This is a genomic window from Streptomyces sp. NPDC033136, from assembly GCF_055578235.1.
Genome location: NZ_JBVIPD010000002.1, coordinates 121485 through 147272, shown reverse-complemented (window position 1 = coordinate 147272; position 25788 = coordinate 121485). Strand labels below are relative to the sequence as shown.

At 72.4% G+C, this 25788-nt stretch carries 29 protein-coding genes; 9 read left to right on the top strand and 20 right to left on the bottom strand.

The genetic code is table 11. The features are described from left to right. Positions 1-102 precede the first annotated feature (102 nt). From ACZ5TL_RS03825 to ACZ5TL_RS03815, 3 genes are all read right to left on the bottom strand, one after another. Positions 103-531, bottom strand: coding sequence for an OsmC family peroxiredoxin (locus tag ACZ5TL_RS03825; protein ID WP_356440236.1), 429 nt, complete (start codon positions 529-531; stop codon positions 103-105). 164 nt (positions 532-695) lie between these two features. Continuing rightward, on the bottom strand, positions 696-2762 hold the full coding sequence (locus tag ACZ5TL_RS03820) for a phage holin family protein (protein ID WP_468587341.1): 2067 nt from the start codon (positions 2760-2762) through the stop codon (positions 696-698). 246 nt (positions 2763-3008) lie between these two features. Then, positions 3009-3410, bottom strand: a complete 402-nt coding sequence (locus tag ACZ5TL_RS03815) for a hypothetical protein (protein WP_468587339.1) — start codon at positions 3408-3410, stop codon at positions 3009-3011. A gap of 84 nt (positions 3411-3494) precedes the next feature. Here ACZ5TL_RS03815 and ACZ5TL_RS03810 point away from each other — a divergent pair, with 84 nt between their 5' ends. Together ACZ5TL_RS03810 and ACZ5TL_RS03805 are read left to right on the top strand one after the other, a co-directional pair. Then, the gene (locus ACZ5TL_RS03810; RefSeq protein WP_468587337.1) at positions 3495-4268 is read left to right on the top strand and encodes an MBL fold metallo-hydrolase; all 774 of its coding nucleotides are present in this window, start codon (positions 3495-3497) and stop codon (positions 4266-4268) included. Between the two features lie 29 nt (positions 4269-4297). Next, positions 4298-4918, top strand: coding sequence for a DedA family protein (locus ACZ5TL_RS03805; protein ID WP_468587989.1), 621 nt, complete (start codon positions 4298-4300; stop codon positions 4916-4918). A gap of 6 nt (positions 4919-4924) precedes the next feature. Here ACZ5TL_RS03805 and ACZ5TL_RS03800 read toward each other — a convergent pair whose 3' ends face one another. From ACZ5TL_RS03800 to ACZ5TL_RS03790, 3 genes are all read right to left on the bottom strand, one after another. Then, entirely contained in the window at positions 4925-5992 is a 1068-nt protein-coding gene (locus tag ACZ5TL_RS03800) for an MBL fold metallo-hydrolase (RefSeq protein WP_468587335.1), read from the bottom strand. Then, positions 5989-7236 carry an aminotransferase class I/II-fold pyridoxal phosphate-dependent enzyme gene (locus tag ACZ5TL_RS03795; RefSeq protein WP_468587333.1) on the bottom strand — a complete coding sequence of 416 codons (1248 nt, stop codon included), beginning with the start codon at positions 7234-7236 and terminating at the stop codon, positions 5989-5991. Before ACZ5TL_RS03795 ends, ACZ5TL_RS03800 begins: the two co-directional genes overlap by 4 nt. A gap of 217 nt (positions 7237-7453) precedes the next feature. Beyond that, positions 7454-8119, bottom strand: a complete 666-nt coding sequence (locus ACZ5TL_RS03790) for a hypothetical protein (protein WP_468587987.1) — start codon at positions 8117-8119, stop codon at positions 7454-7456. A gap of 710 nt (positions 8120-8829) precedes the next feature. On the opposite strand from ACZ5TL_RS03790, the gene ACZ5TL_RS03785 reads away from it, so the two are divergent. From ACZ5TL_RS03785 to ACZ5TL_RS03770, 4 genes are all read left to right on the top strand, one after another. Next, positions 8830-9231 (top strand): DUF2795 domain-containing protein, encoded by a 402-nt coding sequence (locus ACZ5TL_RS03785; protein WP_468587331.1) that lies wholly within the window; start codon positions 8830-8832, stop codon positions 9229-9231. Positions 9232-9299: 68 nt separating this feature from the next. After that, positions 9300-9731: a CBS domain-containing protein gene (locus ACZ5TL_RS03780; RefSeq protein WP_468587329.1), complete on the top strand. Its 432-nt coding sequence runs from the start codon at positions 9300-9302 to the stop codon at positions 9729-9731. Between the two features lie 202 nt (positions 9732-9933). After that, a complete protein-coding gene (locus tag ACZ5TL_RS03775) occupies positions 9934-10476 on the top strand; it encodes a type 1 glutamine amidotransferase domain-containing protein (RefSeq protein ID WP_468587327.1) in 543 nt (180 codons plus the stop codon). Beyond that, positions 10476-12578 (top strand): catalase, encoded by a 2103-nt coding sequence (locus ACZ5TL_RS03770; RefSeq protein ID WP_468587325.1) that lies wholly within the window; start codon positions 10476-10478, stop codon positions 12576-12578. The genes ACZ5TL_RS03775 and ACZ5TL_RS03770 overlap by 1 nt, the downstream gene beginning before the upstream one ends. 99 nt (positions 12579-12677) lie before the next feature. On the opposite strand, the gene ACZ5TL_RS03765 is transcribed toward ACZ5TL_RS03770, so the two are convergent. Next, entirely contained in the window at positions 12678-12935 is a 258-nt protein-coding gene (locus ACZ5TL_RS03765) for a DUF6158 family protein (protein ID WP_468587323.1), read from the bottom strand. Positions 12936-13030: 95 nt separating this feature from the next. Here ACZ5TL_RS03765 and ACZ5TL_RS03760 point away from each other — a divergent pair, with 95 nt between their 5' ends. Further along, positions 13031-14146: a baeRF2 domain-containing protein gene (locus tag ACZ5TL_RS03760; RefSeq protein ID WP_468587321.1), complete on the top strand. Its 1116-nt coding sequence runs from the start codon at positions 13031-13033 to the stop codon at positions 14144-14146. Between the two features lie 10 nt (positions 14147-14156). Here ACZ5TL_RS03760 and ACZ5TL_RS03755 read toward each other — a convergent pair whose 3' ends face one another. Further along, positions 14157-15776, bottom strand: a complete 1620-nt coding sequence (locus ACZ5TL_RS03755) for an ABC-F family ATP-binding cassette domain-containing protein (protein ID WP_468587319.1) — start codon at positions 15774-15776, stop codon at positions 14157-14159. A gap of 164 nt (positions 15777-15940) precedes the next feature. On the opposite strand from ACZ5TL_RS03755, the gene ACZ5TL_RS03750 reads away from it, so the two are divergent. Together ACZ5TL_RS03750 and ACZ5TL_RS03745 are read left to right on the top strand one after the other, a co-directional pair. After that, the gene (locus ACZ5TL_RS03750; RefSeq protein WP_468587985.1) at positions 15941-16762 is read left to right on the top strand and encodes a methyltransferase domain-containing protein; all 822 of its coding nucleotides are present in this window, start codon (positions 15941-15943) and stop codon (positions 16760-16762) included. A gap of 42 nt (positions 16763-16804) precedes the next feature. Beyond that, positions 16805-16975: a hydrophobic protein gene (locus ACZ5TL_RS03745; RefSeq protein WP_468587317.1), complete on the top strand. Its 171-nt coding sequence runs from the start codon at positions 16805-16807 to the stop codon at positions 16973-16975. A 176-nt stretch (positions 16976-17151) separates the two neighbouring features. On the opposite strand, the gene ACZ5TL_RS03740 is transcribed toward ACZ5TL_RS03745, so the two are convergent. The 12 genes from ACZ5TL_RS03740 to ACZ5TL_RS03685 all read right to left on the bottom strand — a co-directional run bounded on the left by ACZ5TL_RS03740 (position 17152) and on the right by ACZ5TL_RS03685 (position 25379). After that, positions 17152-17454, bottom strand: a complete 303-nt coding sequence (locus tag ACZ5TL_RS03740; RefSeq protein ID WP_468587315.1) for a gas vesicle protein K — start codon at positions 17452-17454, stop codon at positions 17152-17154. Then, complete coding sequence (locus ACZ5TL_RS03735; protein ID WP_468587313.1) at positions 17451-17639, bottom strand: gas vesicle protein; 189 nt, start codon at positions 17637-17639, stop codon at positions 17451-17453. The genes ACZ5TL_RS03740 and ACZ5TL_RS03735 overlap by 4 nt, the downstream gene beginning before the upstream one ends. Before the next feature lie 16 nt (positions 17640-17655). Beyond that, on the bottom strand, positions 17656-18414 hold the full coding sequence (locus ACZ5TL_RS03730) for a GvpL/GvpF family gas vesicle protein (protein WP_468587311.1): 759 nt from the start codon (positions 18412-18414) through the stop codon (positions 17656-17658). Next, entirely contained in the window at positions 18411-18749 is a 339-nt protein-coding gene (locus ACZ5TL_RS03725) for a gas vesicle protein (RefSeq protein ID WP_468587309.1), read from the bottom strand. The genes ACZ5TL_RS03730 and ACZ5TL_RS03725 overlap by 4 nt, the downstream gene beginning before the upstream one ends. Next, positions 18746-19897, bottom strand: a complete 1152-nt coding sequence (locus tag ACZ5TL_RS03720; protein WP_468587307.1) for an SRPBCC family protein — start codon at positions 19895-19897, stop codon at positions 18746-18748. The genes ACZ5TL_RS03725 and ACZ5TL_RS03720 overlap by 4 nt, the downstream gene beginning before the upstream one ends. Then, complete coding sequence (locus tag ACZ5TL_RS03715; RefSeq protein WP_468587305.1) at positions 19894-20625, bottom strand: DNA primase; 732 nt, start codon at positions 20623-20625, stop codon at positions 19894-19896. The genes ACZ5TL_RS03720 and ACZ5TL_RS03715 overlap by 4 nt, the downstream gene beginning before the upstream one ends. Then, a complete protein-coding gene (locus ACZ5TL_RS03710; protein ID WP_468587303.1) occupies positions 20622-20885 on the bottom strand; it encodes a gas vesicle protein GvpG in 264 nt (87 codons plus the stop codon). The genes ACZ5TL_RS03715 and ACZ5TL_RS03710 overlap by 4 nt, the downstream gene beginning before the upstream one ends. Positions 20886-20889: 4 nt before the next feature. Beyond that, the gene (locus ACZ5TL_RS03705; protein ID WP_468587301.1) at positions 20890-21663 is read right to left on the bottom strand and encodes a GvpL/GvpF family gas vesicle protein; all 774 of its coding nucleotides are present in this window, start codon (positions 21661-21663) and stop codon (positions 20890-20892) included. Continuing rightward, positions 21660-22094, bottom strand: a complete 435-nt coding sequence (locus ACZ5TL_RS03700) for a gas vesicle structural protein GvpA (protein ID WP_468587299.1) — start codon at positions 22092-22094, stop codon at positions 21660-21662. Before ACZ5TL_RS03700 ends, ACZ5TL_RS03705 begins: the two co-directional genes overlap by 4 nt. A 46-nt stretch (positions 22095-22140) precedes the next feature. Further along, a complete protein-coding gene (locus ACZ5TL_RS03695; RefSeq protein ID WP_468587983.1) occupies positions 22141-22512 on the bottom strand; it encodes a gas vesicle protein GvpO in 372 nt (123 codons plus the stop codon). Positions 22513-22605: 93 nt separating this feature from the next. After that, positions 22606-23535: a non-homologous end-joining DNA ligase gene (gene ligD, locus ACZ5TL_RS03690; RefSeq protein ID WP_468587297.1), complete on the bottom strand. Its 930-nt coding sequence runs from the start codon at positions 23533-23535 to the stop codon at positions 22606-22608. Further along, a complete protein-coding gene (locus tag ACZ5TL_RS03685) occupies positions 23532-25379 on the bottom strand; it encodes a transketolase (RefSeq protein WP_468587295.1) in 1848 nt (615 codons plus the stop codon). The genes ligD and ACZ5TL_RS03685 overlap by 4 nt, the downstream gene beginning before the upstream one ends. Between the last annotated feature and the right edge of the window lie 409 nt (positions 25380-25788).

Below are 25788 nucleotides of genomic sequence, written 5' to 3'. Positions count from 1 at the left end.
AGTGCTTTTTTTCTCCACTCCCCCCCCCCCCCCCTCCCTCCCCCCCCCCCCCCCCCCCCTCCCCCCCCCCCCCCCCCCCCCCCCCGACGCGGGTGGGTGTGCTCAGGCGAGCTTGGCGGTCAGCGTGATGGGCGTGGCCTTGAGGGCCTGGCTGACCGGGCAGCCGACCTTGGCCTCCTCGGCGGCGGCAAGGAAGGCCTCCTCGTCCATGCCGGGGACGGTGCCCTCGACGGTGAGGTGGATGCCGGTGATGCCCTCGCCGGGCTGGAAGGTGACGTCGGCTGAGGTCACCAGCCTGGTCGGCGGGGTGCCGGCCTTGTCGAGGATGTTGCTGAAGGCCATCGAGAAGCAGCTGGAGTGGGCCGCGGCGATCAGCTCCTCGGGGCTGGTCTTCCCGCCCGGCTCCTCGGTGCGGGCCGCCCAGGTGACCGGCTGCTCGGCGAGGATGCCGGAGGAGTCGAAGGTGACGGCTCCGTTGCCCTTGAACAGGTTGCCTTCCCACACGGTGTGTGCGGAGCGGGTGGCTGCCATGACGCATCCTTTCGATGAAGTATCCGGAACCATGACCGGGTTCCTGTCCCCCATCCGATCACACTCCCGCTCAACTCACGCGGAAGACCTGCCCTTCTGGCGGTGGACGGCTACGGCGATCCCCGCGGGATGTGTGCGTACGGCTTCCCGGACGCAGCCGGTCCTCAGGCGGCGCGCTCCTCGGTGGCCTCCAGCGGGACCTGCGGTCCGTTCGTCTCGCGCAGCCAGCGGCGCAGCACCCGGTGCACGTGCTCGGCGCCCACGAGTTCCTCCCCGTCCTCCACCGGCGGGGACAGGGCGGCCGGTGACAGCAGGAAGGGCCTGCCCTGCGCGCCGCCGAGACCGCCGTGGGAGCCGATCTGCTCCTCGAAGGCGAGGACTTCGCCGTCGGCCGGGTCGTGGAAGGAGTTGACCATGATGTCGGCGGTGTGCGGGAAGGCATGCGTACGGCGTACCGCATCGGCCGCGCCCGGGCCGAACGGGGCGAGCGGGCCCGGGTTGTCGTCGAGGTCGGCCAGCGGGATCTCGGCGCCGTACGCGCCGAGCACGACACCGCCGTGCTCCTCGCTGCGGACCAGCAGGAAACCGATGCCGGGGTGGTTGGCGAGGGTCGGCAGCAGCGCGGGGTGGCGGGCGTCGATCTCCTCCTTGCTCATGCGGTGCGCGACGTCCGGGAAGGAGACCAGGCCGAGGTTGCCGGAGGCCAGCACGATCGGCTCCGAGCGGCGCGTGGGGCGGTGCCGCTCGCCGCCCTCCTCGACCGGGATGCGCAGGGCGGCGCGCACGGCGGCGCGGGCCTCCGTCCCGCTGCGGGTGTGCTCGGCGCGGCGCGGCACGGGCAGTCCGCAGCCGGCCCGCACCAGGTCGCCGAGGGTGAGGCCGTAGCGGGAGCGGAAGGTCTCGCCGGGGCTCTGGCCGTGGTCGGACAGCACGACGATCCGGTACGGGCGCGGGGCGTGCTCGGCGACGTTCTCGATCAGGGCGAGGGAGCGGTCGAGGCGTTCGAGGACCTTCTGCGCGTCGCGGCTCGCCGGGCCGGAGTGGTGGGCGACCTCGTCGTAGGCCACCAGGTCGGCGTAGACGGCGGTGCGGCCGGCGAGCATGTCGCCCGTCACGGCGGAGACGACGACGTCCCGCTCGACGACGGTCGCGAAGGCCCGGACCAGCGGGTAGAGGCCGCCGCGGGAGACCCGGGGGCGCTGCTCGCGCAGGCGTGCCCGGGTGGACTGGCCGATCTCCCGGCCCACCTCGGCGACAAAGGAGAGGGCGGTGCGCACGGCGTTGGCCGGGTCGGAGAAGTAGGCGAAGTAGCCCGCGCGAGAGCGGTTCTCCCGGCTGCGGCGAGCGGCGACGGACAGCACGAGGGCCTGTTGTCCGGCGCCGCCGCTGAACAGGTTGCCGCGGCTGGCCCCGTCGACGGCGAGCAGGCCCTCGTGCCCCGCGTATGCGACGGCACGGCGCTGGAGTTCGGCGGCGCTGGTCGGGCGGTTGCAGACGACCACCTCGCGGCTGTCCTTCTCGTACCAGCGGAACGCGGGGACGTCGTGGTTGCTGCCGTGCAGGATGCCGAGCTGGCTGGCGCCGGTCTGGCTGGACCAGTCGGTGCGCCAGGGGGCGAGCCGGTGGGTGGGGCGGCCGCCGTCACCTGGGCCGAGCCAGCGGGCGACGGTGGGCATCAGGCCCTTGCCGACCGCGTCCAGCAGGGTGTCGTGGCCGACGCCGTCAAGTTGCAGGAAGACGGTGCCGGGGCTCGACGGGCAGGGCGGCCCGGACCGGCGGCGGTCGGAGAGGCGGTACAGCCGGCGGCGGTAGGCGTCGTCGTCGCGCACCGCCAGGGCGGCGCCGGTCGCGGACGCCACGGCGGACATCACGGCGGCGACCACGACGGCGGTCTCCGGGGCGGCGGTGCCGCGCTCGCCGGGGTTGAGGCGCAGGGCGAGCAGCAGCAGCGCGCCGTTGAGGAAGAACACCAGCAGCCCGAGCACGAGCGCCGGTACGAGGAGCAGCAGCCGCACGAGAAGCGGCCACACCACGGCCGACAGCAGGCCGAAGGCACCGGCGCCGAACGCCGCCGTGACGGCGATGTCGGTCGCGCTGTCACCGTCCGCCGAGCGGAGCCGGAAGTCCGGGAGGATCCCGGCGAGCACGAGCAGGGTGACGGTGGAGACCGCCCACACGGCGACGCTCCGCCCCACCTGACTGGCGGCCCGCCGCCACCGCACGCCCCGCACGCCCCGCCACCTCACGTCCCGGCCCGCCGCGACCACGGACCCTCACCCACAGTGTCTCAACGCCCCGCCAGACGCTTTCCGTCCCTCGCATGCCCCTTCGAGCCGGGGTCGCTGTCTCCTTCCCGCCGCGACGGGAGCCAACCACGACAGCTCCGCGGGGCGGTGCCCAGCCGCCCCGCGGCCGATCCGCGGGCCGGTGCCCAGCCGCCCGCAGCCGGCATCCGCCCGGCGCGGCGAACCGCCGCGTCAGCGGCCGTCGTACCCGGCCGTCGGCATCGAGAGCCTGCGGTGCACGCACGCCTTCATCGCCGCGTCGTACGCCGGCTCCGCGCGCCCCACCGTCTCGACCCGCACTCCGCGCCGCGCGCACTCCGCGGTGAACTCCTCGACGGACGCGAGCGCGCTCTCCAGCACCCGCCGGCTGGGCGCCACGAACAGGTCGAGGCCGGGCCGGACGCCGTCCCACAGCGCGCCGTGGTCGGGCCGCAGCCCCCGCACCAGTAACTCCCGGCTGACCACGTATCCCCGCTCGGCGGCCCACCGGGCGCACATCGCGTGCTGGCTGCGGGAGTCGACCAGGAAGGGATCGTCGTCCAGCTCCTCGAGCGGCGTCAGACTCGCGATCGCCGTGACCCGCACCGGCACCATGGCGTCCCCCCCTCACCTCCGGTTTCGCCGCCGACCCTACTCCTGCACGTAGGCTTCGGGGAGTCGCGCGAAGGAGGCAAGGAAGTGCCGGTGGAGATCACCTGGTGGGGTCACGCCACTTGCACGGTCGAGGACTCGAACGTACGCGTGCTCACCGACCCGTTGTTCGCGCGCCGGCTCGCGCACCTGCGCCGCCGGCGCGGGGACCTGCCGCCGCCCGAGGCCCATCACGCGGACGTGGCCCTGGTCTCGCATCTGCATGCCGACCATCTGCATGTGCCGTCGCTGATGCGGCTCGCTCCGGGCACGCGCCTGCTCGTGCCCCGGGGCGCGCGCCGCGCCGTACCCGGGCTGCGCCGGCTCGCGCACCTGCGGGTGAGCGAGCTGGCGCCCGGGGACGAGACACCGGTCGGCGACCTCGTCGTACGGGCCGTGCCCGCGCGGCACGACGGGCGGCGGCTGCCGCTCGGACCTCACCGCTCCCCCGCGCTCGGCTACGTCATAGCCGGCGAGGCCCGGACGTACTTCGCCGGGGACACCGGGCTGTTCGACGAGATGGCCAAGGAGGTCGGACCGGTCGAGGTGGCGCTGCTGCCGGTGGGCGGCTGGGGGCCGTACCTGGGCGAGGGCCATCTGGACGCGGGCCGGGCGGCTCAGGCGCTGGCACAACTGGCGCCGCACAGCGCGGTGCCGGTGCACTACGGCACGTACTGGCCGATCGGGATGGACGCCGTGCGCCCCCACGAGTTCCACGCGCCGGGTGAGGAGTTCGTACGGCTCGCGGCCCGGCAGGCGCCCGGCGTGGCGGTGCACCGGCTGGGGCACGGGGAGAGCGTGCGCCTGGAAGTCGCGCGGTGACCTGGAGCACGCCTTTGGCGCAGGCCGGTCTGCCCCTGCTCGCGGCGGCGCCCGTCACCCCGGCGGCCGTGCTGCCGGAGTCCACGCAGCAGGCGATCGGGTATCCGACGCTCTTCGTGCTGGTGCTGGCCGGGGCGCTGGTGCCGGTGATCCCGACGGGGGCGCTGGTGAGTTCGGCGGCGGTGGTCGCGGTTCACCAGACGGCACCGTTCTCCCTGGCGATGGTGTTCGTGACGGCGTCGCTGGCGGCGTTCCTGGGTGATGCGGCGCTGTACTGGCTGGGGCGGCGCGGGTTGAAGTCCAGGAACGGGTCGCGTTGGCTGGAGGCGATGCGGGCCCGGGCGCCGGAGGACCGGCTGGCGCGGGCGCAGGAGAAACTGGCCGCGCACGGGATTGCCGTGCTGGTGCTGTCCCGGCTGGTGCCGGCGGGGCGGCTTCCGGTGATGCTGGCGTGTCTGCTGGCGAAGTGGCCGATCCGGCGGTTCGCCCGGGGGAACTTCCCGGCCTGTCTGGCCTGGACGGCGACGTATCAGCTGATCGGCGTTCTCGGGGGTTCGCTGTTCGATGAGCCGTGGGAAGGGGTCGTGGCGGCGATCGGGCTGGCCTTGGTGATCAGCGCGGTGCCGAGTGTGGTGCGGCGGTTCCGGTAGCGCCGTTCACCCCCGGAACGCCTCCAGCACCCTTGAGGCGCCGACCGGCATGTCCCACAGGTTCTCCCGGGGCAGGCCCGTCTTCTCCCAGGCCGCCCGTACGCGCGTGAGGGGCTCCAGGACCGGCTCCGCCGACAGGACGAAGGTGGCCCAGTGCATGGGGGCCATCCTGGTCCCTCCCAGGTCCTGGGCCGCGCGGACCGCTTCCTCCGGGTCGCAGTGGACGTCCCTGAGCCACCAGCGGGGGTCGTAGGCGCCGATGGGGAGGAGGGCCAGGTCGATGCCGGGGTAGCGGCGGCCGATGCGGGAGAACCAGTGGCCGTAGCCCGTGTCGCCGGCGAAGTAGACGCGCCGGCCGCCCTGGTCGGTGAGGACCCAGCCGCCCCAGAGGCTGTGACAGGTGTCGGTGAGGGTGCGCTTGGACCAGTGGTGGGACGGGACGAAGTCGAAGCGGACGCCGTTCAGTTCGGACGCCTCCCACCAGTCGAGCTCGGTGACGCGAGTGAAGCGGCGGCGGTGGAACCAGCCGGCCAGCCCCGCCGGGACGAACACTGGGGTGTCGCGCGGGAGCCGGCGCAGGGTGGGGGCGTCCAGGTGGTCGTAGTGGTTGTGGCTGATGACGACCGCGTCGACGCGGGGCAGGTCCTCCCAGGGGACGCCCACCGGGGTGACGCGGGCCGGGGTGCCGAGGATGCGGCGGGACCAGACCGGGTCGGTGAGGACGGTCAGCCCGCCGATCTGGAGGACCCAACTGGCGTGTCCCGCCCAGGTGACGGCGACCGTGCGGGTGTCGACGCGGGGCAGCGGGGCCGGGGCGTAGGGCAGCCGGGGGATGTCGGCGAGGCCTTCCGGGTCCGGTCTCACGGCGCCCTCGCGGGCGAAGCGGGCCATGGCCCTCAGGCCGGGGAGCGGGGCGGTCAGCCGGTCGTGGAAGGTGCGCGGCCACACTCTCCGCTCGGCCAGCGGCCGGGGTTCGGCCAGCGGCGGGTACGGCGGCGCGAGCGGGGACGGGAGGGCCGGGTCGTCGGCTTCCCGGGTGGTCGTGCCCGTGATCGACTCGGACTGCTGCGTCATCGAGGAGGCTCCCATCGCTGGGCTTCGTCGCGGAGATCTTCGAAGACCGACTTCAGGTGAATCAACGCGCGGTGCACGTGCGGCAGTTCCAACGGCGTGGGTGAGGTGAGGCATTCTGCGCGTTCGGGCTCGGAGCCGGCCACCAGTGCGCCGGTGGAAAGGCGCACGCGCGGGGTTTCGAGGTCGTCGCCGAAACGGTGGCCGCCCGGCGCGGGCATGCCGAGGCGGGCGGAGAGGAAGTCCTCCAGGTCCTGCGCGTCACCGACGCCGTGCGCGCTCAGCGCGGGGCGCAGCGGGGTGAGGTCGACATACAGGTGGCGGCCGGACCGCGGGGGCCGGGCGAGGGCGCCCGCGGCGACGACGGCGGAGTGCGCCGCGGCCGCCACGCGCGCGTGCAGACCCACGACGGCGGCGACGCGCGCGGTGACCGGTTCCGGTTCCCCGAGGGCGTACCCGGCCGCCGCGGCGATCGGGGTGGCGACACGGGCGTCGAGGGCGGTGAGGACGTCGAGTACGCGCGCGTGGAGGCTGTCGCCGTCCTCGCCGGACGGGAAGCGGGCCGCGGCGGCCGGCCAGCCGGGCGGGAGCAGGGCGCCGGCCAGGTCGGTGACGACGGTCACCCGGTCCGGCAGCATCTCGGCCGGGCTGAGCAGCACGGTGCCGTGCGGGTCGTGCAGGGTGTCGCGCCAGGTCTCGTCGCTGACCAGGTGCAGGCCCTCCCCCTGGGCGGCCTCGAGGGTCTCGTGCAGCAACTCGGGAGGAGCGACGGTGGCCGTGGGGTCGTCGGCGACGGACAGCACGAGCAGGCGCGGGTCGCCGCCCTCGGCCCGGACCCGGCGCACGGTCTCCAGCAGGGCGTACGGGTCGGGGACGCCGCCGCTCTCCGGCGGGATCGGCACATGGAAGGCAGGGCGCCCCAGCAGGCGTGCGTACGGCGCCCACCAGGCGGCGCAGGGTCTCGGTACGAGGACGTCGCCGCCGAGGGCGGCGGTCAGCGCGAGCAACAGGGCCGGGGCACCGGGGGCCGCGGCCACGCGGTCGGGGGCGCAGTGCAGTCCGCGCCGGTCCCAGTAGCCGCAGGCGGCCTCCCGCAGCGCCGGGCCGCCGCCGACCGGCTCGTGATCGCCTCGGGACGCCGCCGCGGCGAGCACCCCGGACAGCTCCGGCAGCACCGGCAGGCCGTCCTCGGGGAGCGGCGGCCCGAACCGGACGGGGCCGTGGCCTTGCGGGTCCGTCCGCCGCATCCGTACCTCCGCAGTGCCTGGTGCCGCCGTGTCGTGTCGCCTCCGGCGCGTGCCCCGTCCGCTGCCCGGTGGTCCGTACGGTGCGGCTCGTGCCCTCGGCCACTGAGTACCCGCGGTGCCGTTGCCCCATGGGCCGCGGCCGGGTCGTGACCGTCACAGCATGATCGGGCCGGACCGGGGAATCGGGGGCGTGCGGGACTGGGGTGCGCGCCGGGGGTCAGCGGTGGATGTCGCTCTCCCGGTTGCGCAGCCGGTGCACGGCGGCACCGCACGCGCCCGCGATCAGCACCCCGCCAGCGACCAGGGCGGGCACGGAGTCGGTGAAGGCCCCGCCGTCACCGGCCCGCACGCCGCGCTGGACGACCGCTCCGCCGCACTCGGTGGGGTGCGGTTCGCGGTGGTGCGAGGGCTCGGGGCAGGGCTCGTGGGTGGGCCGGTGCGACGGTTCGTGGGGGCCGGAGCCGTGGGCCACCGTGAACGTGGCGCTCCACTGCTTGCCCTCCCCGCCGGGAGCGGCCGGGCAGGTGCCGTCGACGGTCCACGCGGAGTCCTCCCCCAGGGCGTCGGGATCACCCTCGAAGTTCTCGGCGGAGGCGATACGCGCCGTGCCGCGGTAGGCAGGGCCGGACACCTTGTCGTCGTCGCCCGTGACCCGGCGCAGCGGCACCGTGCCTTCGTCGAAGGCCTGTGAGGTGGCGTCGATGCTGTCGGGCGGCGGCCCCCCGCTCGGATCACAGCTGACCGAGACGGTGAGCGTGCCCCCGGGCCGGACGGTGGCGGGGCTGACTTCGGCGGCCGGTTCGGCGAGGACGGCCGGTGCGAAGCCCAGGAGGGCCGATCCGGCCAGGACGGTGACGGACAGGGCGTGCAGGCTGCGGCGCATCGAGGGGGCTCCTTCGGTCGTCATGACCTCCTGCCATGACAGCCCGCCCACAGCGGCCCCGCGCGGAACGGGACCCCATTCGCGGGACAGCACCCGCCGACCGGGTGAAGGGGAACCCCCCGGGGGGCTCGGAGCCGTATCGGTCGCCGCTCCGCCGCGGGAGCCGCGAAGCCCCGCACGGCTCGCCCACACCTCCGGGAACACTTTGGAACACCCCAGGCGCTGAGCCACGTCCCGCATGACCTCCTGCCGCACCCTCCCGCAGCACGTGGGGGTCCGCCGACCCGGCGCTGGACCAGATGGAGGCGACCGCCGCGCCGGTCCTGAAGGGCGACGCGGACCGGGGATCGATGGTCAAGCAGGGCTTCAAGGCGAAGGTGCAGGAGTTCCTGCCGAAGCGGCAGGAGAAGTAGCCGCCGCGGCCCCGGGGGGCACGCCGGCCGGTTCACGCCGGCCGGCGTCCTCCTGCGGCAGCAGCAGCTCCTCGTAACGGCCCAGCACCAGCACCACTCCGAGCATGAGCGGCGGGATGAGCACAGCGAGCATCGCCATGGCGGGTCCTTCCCCAGTGATGTGTGGGGGGGCGAACCGGGTGTCCCGGAGGCGGTGGCGCAAACCAGTGGGTACGGCGGCGATCCGGCGGACGGAACCTGTGTCGGCTCCCGGTGTACGGGTACGCGGTGCGGGCCCCCGAACGTCTGGAGGGAGACATGCAGCGAGGCAGCGACCGGCTGAGCGTCCACCGGGACGACGAGATGAAGCACGAACTGCAGGGTCTGCTCAGGTCCGGGCACCCCACGCGCAGTGAGGAGTGGCACGACCCGGAGCCGGCCGCCGAGGACGACCCCGCGGTCGCGTACGGGCCGGTGACGCCGAGCCGTGCACCGACGTCCCTGGAGTCCGTGCGGCTGGAGCTGGCGCGGATCCTGGGCCGCAGGGCGTTCCCCGCGAGCACCCGTGAGCTGGTCCGCGAGTTGCGCGGCCACCAGGCGCCCGACGGCCTCGTCGAGGCGATGGAGCGGCTGCCGCACCAGGAGCGCTACGGCACTGTCCAGGAACTGGCCCAGGCCCTGGTCCGGGCCAGGGAGACCGGACCGGAGGAGTACGCGTAGGGACCGCGTCGGGGGCATCGCGGTGCGCCGCGGTGCCCCCACCGGCCTGGGAAGGGACGGAGGGCCCGATGGCCGAGTTCGTGAAGGAAGTGATGACCCCGGGTGTGGTCGCCGTGCGCCCGGACGCCTCGCTCGTCGAGGCGGCGCAGCTGATGCGCACGCAGAACATCGGCGACGTGGTGGTGGCCGAGGGGCAGGACGTGGTCGGTGTGCTCACCGACCGTGACATCACCGTTCGGGCCGTCGCCGACGGCTCCGACCCGATGGCGGTGAGCGCGCAGACCGTGTGCACGAGGAACCCGGTCACGGTGACGCCGGACGACCGGGTGGCGACCGCGGTCGCGCTGATGCGTGAGCACGCGGTACGCCGGCTGCCGGTGGTGGAGAAGGGGTTGCCGGTCGGGATGGTGAGTCTCGGCGACCTGGCCGAGGCCGAGGACCCCGCCTCGGCGCTCGCCGACATCAGCCGCGCCGAACCGGACGCCCGGGGCGGCGCGTGACGGCACTGCGGGACGTCCGCACGGCCGTCGACAGCAGTCGAGAGCAAGCGGGAGGGCCGGCGCCGCGTCGGCGGGCCGCTGTCGGCGGACATCCGCCGCGGAGCGTGCGCCCGGGCCGCAGGAACCGCGAGAGCGACAAGAACGCGAGGAGCGACGTGGCGCGCTGGACTGCCGGTCGCGCCGGGAAAGGACGTGGAACATCATGCGTATCGCATTTCTGGTGGCGCCCGAGGGTGTCGAGCAGGTCGAGCTGACCGATCCGTGGCAGGCCGCGAAGGACGCCGGTCACGAACCCGTGCTCGTGTCGACGAAGCAGGGGGAGATCCAGGCGTTCCACCACCTCGACAAGGCGGACACCTTCCCGGTCGACGAGGTCGTGGGGGACGCCTCGCCCGGCTCGTTCGGCGCGCTGGTGCTGCCCGGTGGCGTGGCCAACCCGGACTTCCTGCGGATGGACGCCAAGGCCGTCGCGTTCGTCCGGGACTTCTTCGAACACGGCCGCCCCGTCGCCGCGATCTGCCACGCGCCGTGGACGCTGGTCGAGGCGGACGTCGTACGCGGCCGGACGCTGACCTCCTGGCCGAGCCTTCGCACCGACATCCGCAACGCGGGCGGCACCTGGGTCGACGAGCAGGTGCAGGTCTGTGACCACGGCGCGAACAAGCTGGTCACCAGCCGTAAGCCGGACGACCTGAAGGCGTTCTGCGAGACCTTCCTCGACGTCTTCACCGAGGAGGCCGCCTGATGGCCTCTCCCGCCGACCGGAAGCAAGAACAGCGCGAGGCGTTCCGGGCGGACGATCCGGCCGGTGGACCGCTCACCACCGACCAGGGTGTCGAGGTCGACCACACCGACGACTCCCTGGCGGCGGGCGAGCGCGGTCCGACGCTGATGGAGGACTTCCACTTCCGGGAGAAGCTCACCCGCTTCGACCACGAGCGGATCCCGGAGCGGGTGGTGCACGCCCGGGGCGCGGGCGCGTACGGCTTTTTCGAACCGTACGAGTCCTGCGCGGAGTTCACGCGCGCGGCGTTCCTCCAGGACCCGTCCGTGCGGACGCCGGTATTCGTACGGTTCTCCACCGTGCAGGGCCCGAAGGGTTCGGCGGACACCGTGCGGGACGTGCGCGGCTTCGCGACGAAGTTCTACACGTCGGAGGGGAACTACGACCTGGTCGGGAACAACTTCCCGGTCTTCTTCATCCAGGACGGCATCAAGTTCCCCGACTTCGTGCACGCGGTGAAGCCCGAGCCGCACAACGACATCCCGACGGGCGCGTCCGCGCACGACACCCTGTGGGACTTCGTGTCGCTCCAGCCCGAGACGCTGCACACGATCATGTGGCTGATGTCCGACCGGGCGATCCCCCGCAGCTACCGCATGATGCAGGGCTTCGGCGTGCACACCTTCCGGTTCGTCAACGCGGACGGCAAGGGCACGTTCGTGAAGTTCCACTGGAAGCCGCGCCTGGGCGTGCACTCACTGGTGTGGGACGAGGCGCAGGAGTGCCAGGGCCGCGACCCGGACTTCAACCGGCGTGACCTGTGGGACGCGATCGAGGCGGGCGAGTACCCCGAGTGGGAACTGGGTGTGCAACTCGTGCCGGAAGAGGACGAGTTCGCGTTCGACTTCGATCTGCTCGACCCGACGAAGATCATCCCGGAGGAGCAGGTGCCGGTGCGGCCGATCGGCCGGATGGTGCTGGACCGCAACCCGGAGAACTTCTTCGCGGAGACCGAGCAGGTCGCCTTCCACACGGCGAACGTCGTCCCCGGCATCGACTTCACCAACGACCCGCTGCTCCAGGCGCGGAACTTCTCCTACCTGGACACTCAGCTGATCCGGCTCGGCGGGCCGAACTTCTCGCAGCTGCCGGTGAACCGGCCGGTCGCGCCGGTGCGCAACAACCAGCGCGACGGCTACCACCAGAGCGCGATCCACTCCGGCACGAACTACTTCCCGAACTCGCTCGGCGGAGGCTGCCCGGCCCACGCGGGCGCCGGCGGAAGTGCCTACACGCACCACGCCGAACGGGTCGACGGTCACAAGATCCGGCGCCGCAGTCCCAGCTTCCAGGACCACTACAGCCAGACGGCGATGTTCTGGAACAGCATGGCGGACTGGGAGAAGCAGCACATCGTCGAGGCGTTCCGGTTCGAGCTCGGCAAGGTGGGCGCGATGACCGTGCGGGCGCGTACGGTCGAGCACCTGGCCAAGGTCGACGGGGAGCTGGCGGTGCAGGTGGCGCGGGGTGTCGGGGTGCCGGAGCCGTCCGGTGCGCAGGCTTCGTACAAGCTGGCCTCCCCCGCGCTCAGTCTGGAGTCGCTGCGCGGGGACGGTTCGATCCGGACCCGGCAGATCGCGGTGCTCGTCACGGACGGGGTGGACGCCGAGCAGATCACCTCGGTGCGGGAGCGGCTGGCCGCCGAGGGGGCGATCGTCGAGGCGCTGGCCGCGACGGACGGGACGATCACCGGGTCCGACGGTGAGACGTACACGGTCGACCGTGCGCTGCCGACCGTGGCGTCCGTGCTGTACGACGCCGTGCTGCTGCCCGGCGGGCCCGTCGGCACCCCGCCGGCGGCGACCGACCCGGACGCGGTGCGGTTCGTGCGGGACGCCTTCCGGCACGGCAAGCCGGTGGGGGCGCTCGGCTCGGGCGTGGGCGTCCTGTCGGCGCTGGAGCCCGAGGGGCTGAGGCTGTCGACGGAGTTCCAGCGCGTGGTCGTGGACCAGGGCGTGGTGACGGACACCTCGCCGGGTCCGGCGAGCGAGGAGTTCCTGGACGCGTTCGTGGACGCGATCGCGGCGCACCGGCATTGGGGGCGGGGGCCGGTGCGGCACTGATCCGGGGGCCGGGCCGCGCTGGAGCCGGTCCGGTCCTGCCTGTCCTGCCTGTCCGGTCCTGTCTGGTTCTTTTCGTTCCGGTGCTGTCCTGCGAGGGGCTCAGGTGCCGGGGGTCGTGGGAGTCGTCGACTCCCCGCTCCCCCGCTCCCGGGCCCCTTCGCGTGTGCGGCCCGCGGCCACCGGGCGGCGCGGGTTGCGGCGCAGAAACTCGCCTTCGAGTTGCGCCATGCGCTCGTTGTGGGCCCGCAGCGCGTCGTTCGAGCCGTACAGCAGCGTGTCGTGGCGCGTGCGGTGGATGGTCTCCAGCTCCTTCATGAGCTGCTGGTCGTCCAGCCGGTCTGGGTCCACTCCGGTCATCGTGTCACCCCGCTCCTCGTGTTCGTCTCCGCGGTCCGGGTACCCGCCCCCGGAGCAACTGAGCACTACCCCCGAGCGGCACCCGGGAGGGAGCCATGGATCTCGCTTTTCTGCACCCACTGTACGAACACCCCGGGCCTTGGGCCTCCGTATACGTCGACACGTCCCGGCACACGGAGGACACCCCCCACGAGCGGCAGCTGACGGCCCAGGCCATGGCGAGGCAGCTCGCCGAGCAGGGCGCCGACGAGGCGACCTGCCGGGCCGTGCAGGGGGCGATCGAGGATCTGCGGCACTCTTCCGAACCACACGGCCGGGCCCTGTTCGCGCGCGCCGGCGAGGTCGTTCTCGACCCTTCGCTGGCCCGTCCCCCGCAGGGCGGCGACTGGGCCGAATGGGCGCCGCTGCCCCGGGTCACGCCGCTGCTGGAGCTGGCCGGCGAGGACCCGGTGTGCGTGGTGGCGTACGTCGACCGCAAGGGCGCGGACTTCGAGCTGCGCAGCGCGCTGGGCCGCCAGGAGGCGGGCAGCGTCACCGGGCGGCAGTGGCCGCTGCACCGGACGAGCTCCCTGGACTGGTCCGAGCGGCACTTCCAGCTCCGAGTGGAGAACACCTGGGAGCACAACGCCGCGGAGGTCGCCGACGCGCTGGCCGTGTGCCAGGAGGAGACACGGGCCGACCTGCTGATTCTCGTCGGGGACGACCGGGAGCGGCGGTCCGTGCACGAGCGGCTGCCGAAGCGGCTGCACGACCTGGTCGTCGAGGCGCCGCACGGCACCGGCAGCCGGCTCCTCGACGGGGACGTGGAGCGGGCCCGTGCCGAGCATGTCCAGCGGCGGGCCGCTGCCGAGCTGGACCGGTTCCTGGCCGCCCGCACCCCGGACGACGAGGGCCGGGCCGGCGCCGTGGAGGGCGTGCCCGCGCTGATCGAGGCCGCGCGGGAGCATCGCATCGACGAGCTGCTGATCAGGCCGGACGGGCCGGACGCGCACCGCGAGGTGTGGATCGGCGAGGAGGCCGACCAGGTCGCGGTGCGGCGTACGGATCTGAAGACCCTGGGCGAGCAGCATTCGTGGCCGGCCCGGGCGGACGACGCACTGATCAGGTCGGCGGTGGCCACGGACGCCGGCGCGCTGGCGGTGTCGGCGGCTCCCTCGACCGGCCAGGAGGCTCCGGTCGGCGGGCTGGGGGCGCTCCTGCGCTGGAAGTGAGCCAGGGCCCTCAGCGGGCCCGTTCCACCCGGCGTTCGTCCCAGACCGGGTCCGGGGTCTCCCGGACCCGGCCGTCGCTGCCGAAGACCAGGTAGCGGTCGAAGGAGCGGGCGAACCAGCGGTCGTGGGTGACCGCGAGGACCGTGCCGTCGAAGGCCTCCAGGCCCTCCTGGAGTGCCTCGGCGGACTCCAGGTCCAGGTTGTCGGTCGGCTCGTCGAGCAGCAGGGCCGTCACGCCCTGCAGTTCCAGCAGGAGGATCTGGAACCGGGCCTGCTGGCCGCCTGAGAGGCGGTCGAACGTCCGCTCGGCCTGGTGGGTCAGCTCGTAGCGGCGCAGGCGGGACATCGCGGCGCCGCGGTCCTGCGCGTGCTCCTTCCACAGGATGTCGAGGAGCGTGCGGCCCTCCAGCTCCGGGTGCGCGTGGGTCTGCGCGAAGTGTCCGGGGACGACCCGGGCGCCGAGCTTCCACCGGCCGGTGTGCGCCACGTCGTCGCCGGCGAGCAGGCGCAGGAAGTGGGACTTGCCGGAGCCGTTGGAGCCGAGGACGGCGACGCGTTCGCCGTAGAAGACCTCCAGGTCGAAGGGCTTCATCAGGCCGGTGAGCTCCAGGCTCTCGCAGGTGACGGCCCGGACGCCGGTGCGGCCGCCCTTGATCCGCATGCTGATGTCCTGCTCACGCGGCGGCTCCGGGGGCGGGCCCGCCTCCTCGAACTTGCGCAGACGGGTCTGGGCGGCGCGGTAGCGGGAGGCCATCTCATGGCTGTTCTCGGCAGCTTGACGGAGCGTCAGGACCAGCTTCTTCAGCTGGGCGTGCTTCTCGTCCCAGCGCCTGCGCAGTTCCTCGAAGCGTTCGAACCGCTGCCGGCGGGCCTCGTGGTACGTGCCGAACCCGCCACCGTGCACCCAGGCGTCGGCGCCCGCCGGGCCCGGTTCCACGCTCACGATCTTCTCGGCGGCACGGGCCAGCAGTTCCCGGTCGTGCGACACGAACAGCACGGTCTTGCGCGTCTCCTTGAGCCGCTCCTCCAGCCAGCGCTTGCCCGGCACGTCGAGGTAGTTGTCCGGCTCGTCGAGCAGCAGCACCTCGTCGGTGCCGCGCAGGAGGGCCTCCAGGACCAGGCGCTTCTGCTCGCCGCCGGAGAGGGTGCGGACCTGGCGCCACTGCGCCTTGTCGTACGGGACGCCGAGCGCGGCCGTGGTGCACATGTCCCACAGCGTCTCGGCCTCGTAGCCGCGGGCCTCCGCCCAGTCCGCGAGGGACTGGGCGTACTTCAGCTGGGCGGCCTCGTCGTCGACGGTCATGAGCGCGTGCTCGGCCGCGTCCACGGCCCGGGCGGCCTCGCGGATGCGGGGGGTCGAGACGGAGACGAGCAGGTCCCGTACGGTCGTCTCGTCGCGTACGGATCCGACGAACTGCCGCATGACGCCGAGGCCGCCGCCGACGGTGACGGAACCGCCGTGCGGCTTGAGCTCACCGGCGAGCATCCGGAGCAGGGTCGTCTTCCCGGCCCCGTTGGGCCCCACGAGGGCCACGACGGCCCCCTCCCCCACCCGGAACGACACGTCACCCAGCAGTGCCCTTCCGTCGGGCAGGTGGTACTCCAGGTGCGCGGCTTCGAGATGACCCATGGGCGCGATTGTCCGTGGGGACTCGCATGCCGGGCAAACGCATTTCGGAGCGCCCGGCCGCACCCGCCCGGCTCGGTCCACATAGAGAGACACGTGTCTCATTATTCGGCCGAGATGCGTACGGTGATCACATGCCGACCCGACCGGAAGGGGTGGGATCCGCCATGCCGGAACCCCGGGAGTCCGCCGTCTACACCCATGGGCACCACGAGTCCGTACTGCGCTCGCACACCTGGCGGACCGCCGCCAACTCGGCCGCGTACCTGCTGCCTTCGCTCAGGCCCCACATGAGGATCCTGGACATCGGCTGCGGCCCGGGCACCATCACCGCCGACCTGGCGGAGCTCGTGCCCGACGGGCATGTCACGGGTGTCGACCGGGCCCCCGAGATCCTGGAGCGGGCGCGGTCCACGGCTGCCGGGCGGGGGCTGGCCAACACCGACTTCGCGGTCGCCGACGTGCACGCCCTGGACTACCCCGACGACACGTTCTGCGTGGTCCACGCCCACCAGGTGCTGCAACACGTGGGCGACCCCGTGCGGGCGCTGCGGGAGATGAGACGGGTCGTGAGGCCCGGCGGGTTCGTCGCCGTGCGGGACGCGGACTACGAGGCCATGACCTGGTATCCGGCGTCCCCGGGGCTCGACGCCTGGCTGGACCTCTACCGCCGGGTCGCCCGGGGCAACGGCGGCGAGCCGGACGCGGGGCGCCGGCTGAAGGCCTGGGCGCTGCGAGCGGGGTTCACGGACGTCACGGCCGGCTCCGGCACCTGGACGTTCACCTCGCCGGAGGAGCGGGCGTGGTGGAGCGGGCTGTGGGCCGACCGGACGGTGGCGTCGGCGTACGCGGACCGCGCCCGGCTGGGCGGGCACGCGACGGACGAGCAGCTGCGGGCGGTGGCCGGGGCGTGGCGGGAGTGGGGCACGCGGGACGACGGGTGGTTCAGCGTGCTGCACGGAGAAATTCTCTGCCGTAAAGAAGCCTGAAACCCGTTTTCTGGGACACTATAAAAGCAGGAGGTTAGAATTATGGTTCCCATCCTGCTGGTGCTGCTTCTGGCCTTGATTCTTTTCGGCGCCGGATTTGCAGTAGAGGTGCTCTGGTGGATCGCGCTGGCGGTTCTCGTCGTCTGGCTGCTGGGATTCTTCGTCCGTGGTACGTCCGCAGCCGGCGGCAGGGGCCGCTGGTACAGGTGGTAAGCAGACATCCCGATCATGAAAAACCCGTCCGCCCGGTACCTGGCAGGTACCGGGCGGACGGGTTTTTCGAGTCGGCCCCTTGATCGGTACCGGGAGATTGATGGGTAGCGGGAGATTGATCGGTGGCGGGAGACTGTCGGTTCCGCGAGATACGAGCCGGACCCGGGAGATACGCGTCAGTCCCGGGGAAGCAGCGGTCCGAGCGGTCCGAGGTCCAGGTTGAGGTCCTCGGGCCGCAGGCCGTAGCGGTCGCGCAGTTCCGCCATCCGCTCCTCGAGGAGCATCAGGGTGAGCCCGATCCGCTCCTCCTGGTCCTCGTCCAGGTCCCCCACGTCGAACCGGCGCAGCGCCTGGCGTTCCATCAGCTGGCGCAGCAGTTCCACCACCGTCAGCACGAGCTTGACCAGGTCGCGCTCGACGGTGTCGGGCTCCAGGTCCAGCCGTTTGCGGGGTGGCCGGGGGCTGTCGGGGGTGGTCACAGCAACTCCTCGAACGGGGAGGGCACCTGGGCGTTCACCGAGCTGATGAGCGCGTTGAGGTCGATACGGACGAGGTCGACGTCGGCGATCCGCAGGGTGATGTCCCCCGTGATCACGACCCCGCCGGCGAGCAGCCGGTCGAGCAGGTCCACGAGGGCCACCTCACGGCGTTCCACTGCGGTCACGGCTTCCCCCCGTCGGTCATGTGCCCTCCCCGGCGAACGAATAGGCGGCCCAGGGGCCGGTGAGTTCCACGCGCATTCCGGGCACCTCGCCCTTCGTACGGTCCACCATTTCCACGAATTCCTCGGAATGCGCCCGCGGGACGAGATAGGCGGCATTCAGCACGTTCCGACCGCTCACCTTGGAAAGCGCGGGATTCTGCGGGGGATGCAGCCGGGAATCCTCCGCGAACCCGGAGAGCTCCTCATGCAGTCGGGTGGAGAAAGTCTCGGCCTTCTGCCACATCTCCTCGTGCGACCTGGTCTGCATACGCCGCTGCCGCAGGTAGTCCCGGCCCGAGGTGGCTTTCTGCGCGGGCCGGGCGCTTTCCTGCGGTTCGGCGGACTCCGCGTACACCTTGACGCCCCATTCGACGCGGCCCTCCAGCCGGTCGAGGGTGCGGCGGAAATCCTCCTCGCGGGCCTCCATCATGGTCCGCACGCCGCTGTCGTCGTGGAAGACGGTGCCGAGCCGCAGCGGCAGCGGGGTGGTGACGGTGGTGAGCGCGTCGATCACGCCCTGGTGGGCGCGGGCTGTCTCGGTGAGCCAGTCCAGGTCCTCCAGATGCGCGCGGAGCGGTTCCTCGGCGAAGTCCCGCTCCGGCACGTGGCTGACCACGGCGACCAGGCCGTGGTGGGTCAGGACCCGGGGCGGGTCGCCCGCCACCCCGGTCAGCTGGGCCTGGAGCGGGGTGCCGAAGGGGCGGCAGACGGCGTAGACGTACCGCAGTCCGGTCACGGTGCCTCCTTCTTCTCCGTCCGGCCGGGCTCCAGCTCCTCCAGCCGGGCCAGCCTCTCGCGCAGCTCGGCGTTCTCGCGGGTCAGTTCGTCCCGACGGGCCCGCGAGGAGAGGGCCGGGTCGGTCTCCCACCAGTCGATGCCCATCTCCTTCGCCTTGTCGACCGACGCGACGATCAGCCGCAGTTTGATGGTGAGGAGTTCGATGTCGAGCAGGTTGATGCGGATGTCGCCCGCGATCACGATGCCCTTGTCCAGCACCCGTTCCAGGATGTCGGCGAGGTTGGCGCCGCTCCCCTGGCCGTAGGGTTCGGGCATCCTGCTGGGCGTCGTCATCGGCGGCTCCCGCCCTCGGCGTACTCGGCTTCGTCCTCGTCTTCCTCGGCCTCCGCCTCGGGCTCCTCATCACCCTCGGGCTCTTCCTCGTCCTCGGCCTCCTCGTCGTTTTCGGCCTCGGCGTCGTCCTCGTACTCGCCCTCGGGCTCCTCCTCACCCTCGGGTTCCTCCTCCTCCTCGTCCTCCTCTTCCGCCTCGGGCTGGTCCTCCTCGTACTCGTCCTCCGGCTCCTCGTCCTCGGGGCGCTCCTCCTCGGACTCCGCCTCCTCCTCGGCGACGGCGTCCTCGTGGCTGCGGACGACCTCGCCGTCGCGGATCTCGCCGCGCCAGCTGTCCTCCGCCTCGCCCTTGATGGTGATGAAGCGGACGAAGTTCTTCAGGTCGAGCCGGGCGCGGCGGCCCTGGGCGCGCCAGATGTTGCCGGTCTTCTCGAAGAACCCGGACGGGTAGTACTCGATGACCAGCAGCACGCGCGTCAGGGTGTCGGTGAGCCGGTGGAAGGAGACGACGCCCTTCGTGGTGCCCTTGGCACCTTCGGAGCTCCACGCGATGCGGTCGTCGGGCACCTGCTCCGTCGTCTGCGCCTTCCAGCTGCGGTTGGACCAGAAGACCTTCAACTGCCAGTCCGAGGTGGTGTCGTCGGCCTTGCTCGCGGCCTTGACACCCTTCGCGAAGGTGCTGAAGTCCTGGTACTGGGTCCACTGGTCGTACGCCGTGCGCAGCGGCACGCCGACATCGATGTGCTCGATGATGACGGTGGGCTTCTTGCCGGCCGAGCGCTTGCGCTTGCCCTTGCCGCCGCCACCACCCAGGTTCTTGAAGGCACCGGTGACCTTGTCCTTGAGCTGCGAGCCGCCGGTCTCCAGCGCGGCGCGCACCGGGCTCTTGCCCTCGGCGAGCTTGCGGCCGCCGTCGAGGGCGACCTTGGCGAAACCGGGGCTGTTGCCCTCGGCGATGTCGTTCAGCTTGCCGGTGGTCTCGCCGAGCTTGCGGCCCACGCCGGTCAGCATGCGCGTCGCCTGAGCGGCGAGGTACTCCTGGGCTTCGGCCTTGAGCCGGTCGGCGGCCTCGCTGTGGGCCAGGTCGGTGAGCGGGTTCTTCGCCGCTCCCTTCGCGGCGGAGGTACCTGATCCGAGCGTGTCGGTCATCCCTCACCGCCTCCCTTCGCCAGCCGGGAGCGGGCGCTGCCGCCCCTGTTCCCGGCGGTCGCCTTCTTGGCGGCCGTGGTCTTCTTCCCCGTCGCCTTCCGGCCCGCCGTCTTCTTCGCGGGAGCCTTCTTCGCAGGGGCCTTCTTGGCGGGAGCCTTCTTCGCCGCCTTCTTCGCCGGCGCCTTCTTGGCGGGGGCCTTCTTCGCCTCCGGCTCCTCGTCCTCCTCTTCCTCCTCCTGGTCGGCATCGGAGTCCTCGGGCTCTTCCGCCTCGGGCTCCTCGTCCTCGTCGGCTCCGGAGTCCTCGGGCTCCTCGTCCTCGTCGGCTCCGGAGTCCTCGGGCTCTTCCGCCTCGGGCTCGTCGTCCTCGTATTCGGCGTCCTCGGCGTCCTCGTCCTGCCCGCCGGGCACCGCGCCCGTAAGATGGTCGCGCACCTGGGCGGTACGGCCGTGCAGCCGGTCGGCGAGGGCGTCCATCTGCCGCTCGACCATGGCACCGGAGGCGGCCTTGCCGACACCGCGCAGGTCCTCGCGCAGCTGGTCGCCGATCTCCTTGAACTGCGGGTTGTTCCGCAGCTGCTGCTGGAGCAGGTCCGCGACCATGCGCGGGCTCAGGTTCAGCTTCTTCCCGGCGACCAGACCGCCGACGGCCATCGCCATCTTCAGTTTCTTGGTCCGTCCCAGGAGGTATCCGGCCCCTATGGCGAGACCCAGTCCCGTTCGGTTCATGGTGTTGTCCCGTTGCCTGTTCCCGCGCTGCCGCGCGAAGCGATCTCCAACCGGTCGAGGAGTTCGTCCTCCAGACGGTCGAACTCCTCCTCCGTGATCTCTCCGGCCTCCATCCGCTCCTCAAGGCGGGCCAGTTCGGCCCGGATCGTGGCGGGGTCGTAGTAGATCCGCTCGGCCTCCTGCACCACCTGCTTGATGGCCCAGGCGCTGCCGCGTACCGGTGCGAACGGCAGCAGCAGCACCTCAGAGATCAGGCCCACGTCGTCACCCCACTCCGGTGTCCGTTCCGCTCGCCACGGTGCCCGCGGGCTCGGCCGGACCGGGCTCGACGAAGCTGTACGGCGGGAGCGGACCGTTGATCCGCACCTCCAGGTGCGGCATGTCCTTGCGTACCTGTTCGACCGCGGCCAGGAAGGACTCGGCCGATTCCCGGTCCACCAGGAACGACACGTTGGCCAGCCAGCCGGTGGACTCCGGGCCCACGCTCACGTCGTCGGCGGCCCCTTCCAGGGCGCGCTGCACCGCGGCGCCGTCATCGGCCTCCCTGGCCTTGACCGCGGCCGCCACCATCTCGCCGAGCCGGATCTTGTCGTCGTAACTGCCGCCGCCCGCCTGCCGGTTGGCCTCCGCGAGACTCCGGATGTCCGGACTCTCGGCCATCACCTGGTGCAGGACGGCCTCTTCGACGTGGTTGGCCTTGACGTTGTACTCGACCCGGCCCTCCAGGGCCCGCAGCCGCTCCTGGTAGTGCTCAGCACGCTCGGCGAGCACCGCGGTGATGGAGTTGTCGTCCGGGGCAACGCTGCCGAACCGCATGGGCAGCACGCAGCCGGCCGCACCCGCCTCGCTGAGCACGTTCTGGTGGGCGAGCAGTTCCTTGCGCTTGGGTCGCAGATTTTCGGGCGCCTCACTGACGACGGCCGCCAGGTCACCCTCGCGCAGGATGCGCACCGGGCGGGGCGGGTCGCCGACGCCGCTCATGCCCTCGGGGAGACCGGGGTGCGAACCCGCCGCGATGCCGTAGACGTAAGTGCTCACTCCTGCTCCTCCTTACGGCGAGCCGACGTGCTCTTGCGGGCTCGCGGACGCGACTCGGTCTCACGCTCGGAGCCCTCGCTCCGCGCCTGCTGGAAGGCGTCTGAGATGGTCTCGGCGGCGCCGGACAGTGCCCCCTTGGACTTGCCGCGGGCGCCGGACTCGGTCATCTCGCCGACCAGATCGGGCAGGCCCGGGTCCTTGCGCGGCCCGGCCTCCAGGTCGAGCCGGTTGCACGCCTCGGCGAAGCGCAGGTAGGTGTCGACGCTGGCTACGACGACGCGGACGTCGATCTTGAGGATTTCGATACCGACCAGGGACACTCGGACGAACGCGTCGATCACGAGCCCCCTGTCCAGGACAAGCTCAAGTACGTCGTAGAGACCGCTGCTGCCGCCTCCGCCGCCAGACTGCTGTGCCGGTACGACTGTCATGCCGGGTGTTCCTCCTCGTGTGTGGGTGCGGTTCCGGTCGGGCGGCCTAGCGGCCGCCGGGCCTGCGCGCGTCGGACCGACCGCGTTCATAGCGGCGGACGCGTCGGTAGCCCGTGAGCTGCCCGTCGGCGTCGAGCTCCACCTGGTAGCTCGCCATCAGGCTCATCGTGTCGGGCACGCGCTCGAGTTCGAGGACCTCGATCTCCAGCGCCCAGCCCTCCTCCGTCTGCTCGAAGGACGACACGGATTCGGCTTCCATCCCGGTGAGTTCCGCGAGCTGGCCGCGGGCCTGACGCAGCACTTCCATGGGGCTCGGCCGCTTCGGGGCCGTCTGGTTGTCGTTCGTTCTGCTCGAATTCCGAGAGTCCTGTGACTTCTGTGGACCTTGTGACTCTTGCGTGTTTTTTGTGTTCGACATGGCCACCTCCCCCTCCGTGTGGCCGCAAGCGTGTTCGCCAAACCTCTCCCGATGTATGCATCTGCCACTCGCCCCGGCGGCCGGCGAGGTGCCTCAGCCGCGCAGGGCGTTCAGCCGCCGCCGGGCCGGTCCCAGCGCCCGGCCGCGGTTCAGCAGGCCTGACCACGGGTCGGCGCGGGCCTGCTCGACCGCGTCGGCGATGGTCCAGCGCCGGGCGCCGAGTTCCGGGTCGTCCAGCTGGGCCCAGGTGATGGGGGTGGCCACCGGCGCGCCCGGCCGGGGCCGGACCGTGAAGGGCACGACGGCGGTCTGGGCGTAGGCGTTGCGCTGGATGTCGAGGTAGAGCCGCTCGCCGCGCTCCTTCTTGCGGGCGGCGGTGGTGAGCCGGCCGGGGTGCGCCTCGGCGAGGGTGCCGGCGGCGTCCCGGGCGAAGGCGCGCACCTCGTCGAAGTCGTGCCGGCCGTTCAGCGGCACGATCACGTGCAGTCCGCGGGAACCGGTCGTCATCAGCGCCGAGGGCAGCTCCAGCTCGTCGAGCAGTTCTCCGAGCAGCCGGGCGGCCTCGCGCACGGCCTCGAAGTCGTCGCCTGCCGGGTCGAGGTCGAAGACCATCCGGTCCGGGTGATCGAGGCCGGCCGCGCGGGACAGCCAGCGGTGCAGGGTGATGCTCGCCTGGTCGGCCAGGTAGAGGAGGGTGGCGGTGTCGTCGCACACGGTGTGGCGGACGGTGCCGCCCGCCTTGGCCAGGTCGACGCGCTTGATCCACTCCGGGTAGTGGTCCGGGGTGTTCTTCTGCATGAACCTGGGCCCGTCGAGGCCGTCCGGGTGCCTCTCCAGCATCAGCGGCCGGCCGCGCAGGTGCGGCAGCATGAAGGGTGCGACGGCCCGGTGGTAGTCCACCAGGTCGCCCTTGGTGTACTCCTTGGCGTCGCCGCCACCGGGGAAGAGCACCTTGTCCGGCCGGTGCACCTCCACCGTGCGGCGGCCCGCGCGCACCCTGCGCGTGCCGACGGCGCCGCTCACCGCACGACCGCCTCCTCCACCAGCAGCCGTCCGGCCGCCGCGATGGACTCCGCGTCGATGCCCGAGGCGTGCAGCTGCTCCTCCGGGGAAGCCGAGCCCGGCATGGACCGTACGGCGAGCCGCACCAGGCGCGGCACCGGGCGCCCGTCGGTGAAGGCGTCGAGGACCGCGTCCCCGAGGCCGCCCTCCGGGTGGTGGTCCTCCACGGTCACCAGACAGCCGGTCTCCTCGGCGGCCCGGCGCAGCGTGGCCCGGTCGACGGGCTTCACGGAGTACAGGTCGATCACCCGCACCTGAATGCCCTCCTGCTCCAGGGCGTCGGCCGCGGCCAGTGCCTCGTGCACGGTGACGCCCGCCGCGACGAGGGTCAGCCGGTCGCGGTCGGAGGAGCGCAGCACCTTGCTCCCGCCGACCGGGAACTCCTCGTCGGGTCCGTAGATCACCGGGCTCGCGCCGCGCGAGGTGCGCAGGTAGCGGATGCCCTCCAGGCCGGCCATGGCGCCGACGAGCCGCGCGGTCTGGTTGGCGTCGCACGGGTAGAGCACGGTCGAGCCGTGCACCGCCCGCATCATGGCCAGGTCCTCCAGGCCCATCTGGCTGGGCCCGTCCTGGCCGATGGCGACGCCCGCGTGCGAGCCGACGAGGTTGATGCCCGAGCCGCTGACGGAGGCCATCCGGATGAAGTCGTACGCCCGGGTGAGGAAGGCCGCGAAGGTGGCGGCGTACGGCACCCAGCCGCGGGACGCGAGCCCGACCGAGGAGGCGACCAGCTGCTGCTCGGCGATGTAGCACTCGAAGTAGCGGTCGGGGTGCTCCTTGGCGAAGAACTCGGCGCGGGTGGAGTCGCCGACCTCGCCGTCGAGGGCGACGATGTCGCCGCGGCCGGTGCCGAGGGCGGCCAGCGCCTCGCCGAAGGCGTTGCGGGTGGCGACCTCCTCGCCCTTGTCCCACCTCGGGAGCTCGACGTCGCCGGTGTGGACGGAGTGCAGCATGCGGGTGGCCGGCGGCTCCTGCACCCGCACGCGGAGATCGCGGGAGCCGCCGAGTTCGGCGATCGCCTCCTCCGCCTCCGGCAGCGGCTTGCCGTGCAGGCCCTCGCGGTCCTGGACACCCTCGACACCCTTGCCCTTGAGGGTGCGGGCGAGGATCGCGGTGGGCTGGCCCTTGGTGGAGGCGGCCTCTCCGTAGGCGCGGTCGACGGCGTCCACATCGTGGCCGTCGACCTCGATGGTGTGCCAGTCGAAGGCCTGGAAGCGGCGGGCGTAGGCGTCGAGGTCGTGGCCGTGCCGGGTGGGACCGCGCTGGCCGAGCCGGTTGACGTCGACGATCACGGTGAGGTTGTCCAGGTGTTCGTATCCGGCGTGCTCGGCGGCCTCCCACACGGACCCCTCGGCCAGCTCGCTGTCGCCGCACAGCACCCAGGTGCGGTAGCCGGTGCGGTCCAGCCGCTTGCCGGCCAGCGCGATGCCCACCCCGACGGGCAGGCCCTGGCCGAGCGAACCAGTGGCCGTCTCGACCCACGGCAGGCGCTGCGGGGTGGGGTGCCCTTCGAGGCGGCTGCCCAGCTTGCGGAAGGTGAGCAGCTCCTCGTCGTCGAGGGCGCCGGCCGCCTTGTACGCGGCGTACAGCAGCGGCGTGGCGTGGCCCTTGGACAGGACGAAGCGGTCGTTGCCGGGGTGGGCCGGGCGGTCGAAGTCGTAGCGGAGGTGGTGTGCGAACAGCACGGCCACCAGGTCCGCAGCGGACATCGACGACGTCGGGTGCCCGGATCCCGCCGCGGCGGCGGCGCGAACACTGTCCACACGCAGCTGCTGTCCGAGGTCGGTGAGTTCACCGGTGTTCATGAGTCTCCCTTCGCGGAGTCGTCCGGGGGGTCGGTTCGTTTCACGGGGCCGGGGGCGGCGTCGGTGCCTGTGCCTGTGCCTGTGCCTGTGCCTGTGCCTGTGCCTGTGCCTGTGCCTGTGCCTGTGCCTGGCGGAGGCTGACCGGCCGGGGGTTCGGGGGCAGGTTGATTCTTGGCAGGCTCACCGCCGGGCTGGTTCCTGGCCGGCTCACCGCCGGGCTGGCTCTTCGCCGGCTCACCGCCGGGCTGGCTCTTGGCACGCTCACCACCCGACTGGTTCCTCACGGGCTCACCACCCGGCTGATTCCTCGCAGGCTCACCACCCGGCTGATTCCTCGCAGGCTCACCACCCGGCTGATTCCTCGCAGGCTCACCACCCGGCTGATTCCTCGCAGGCTCACCACCCGGCT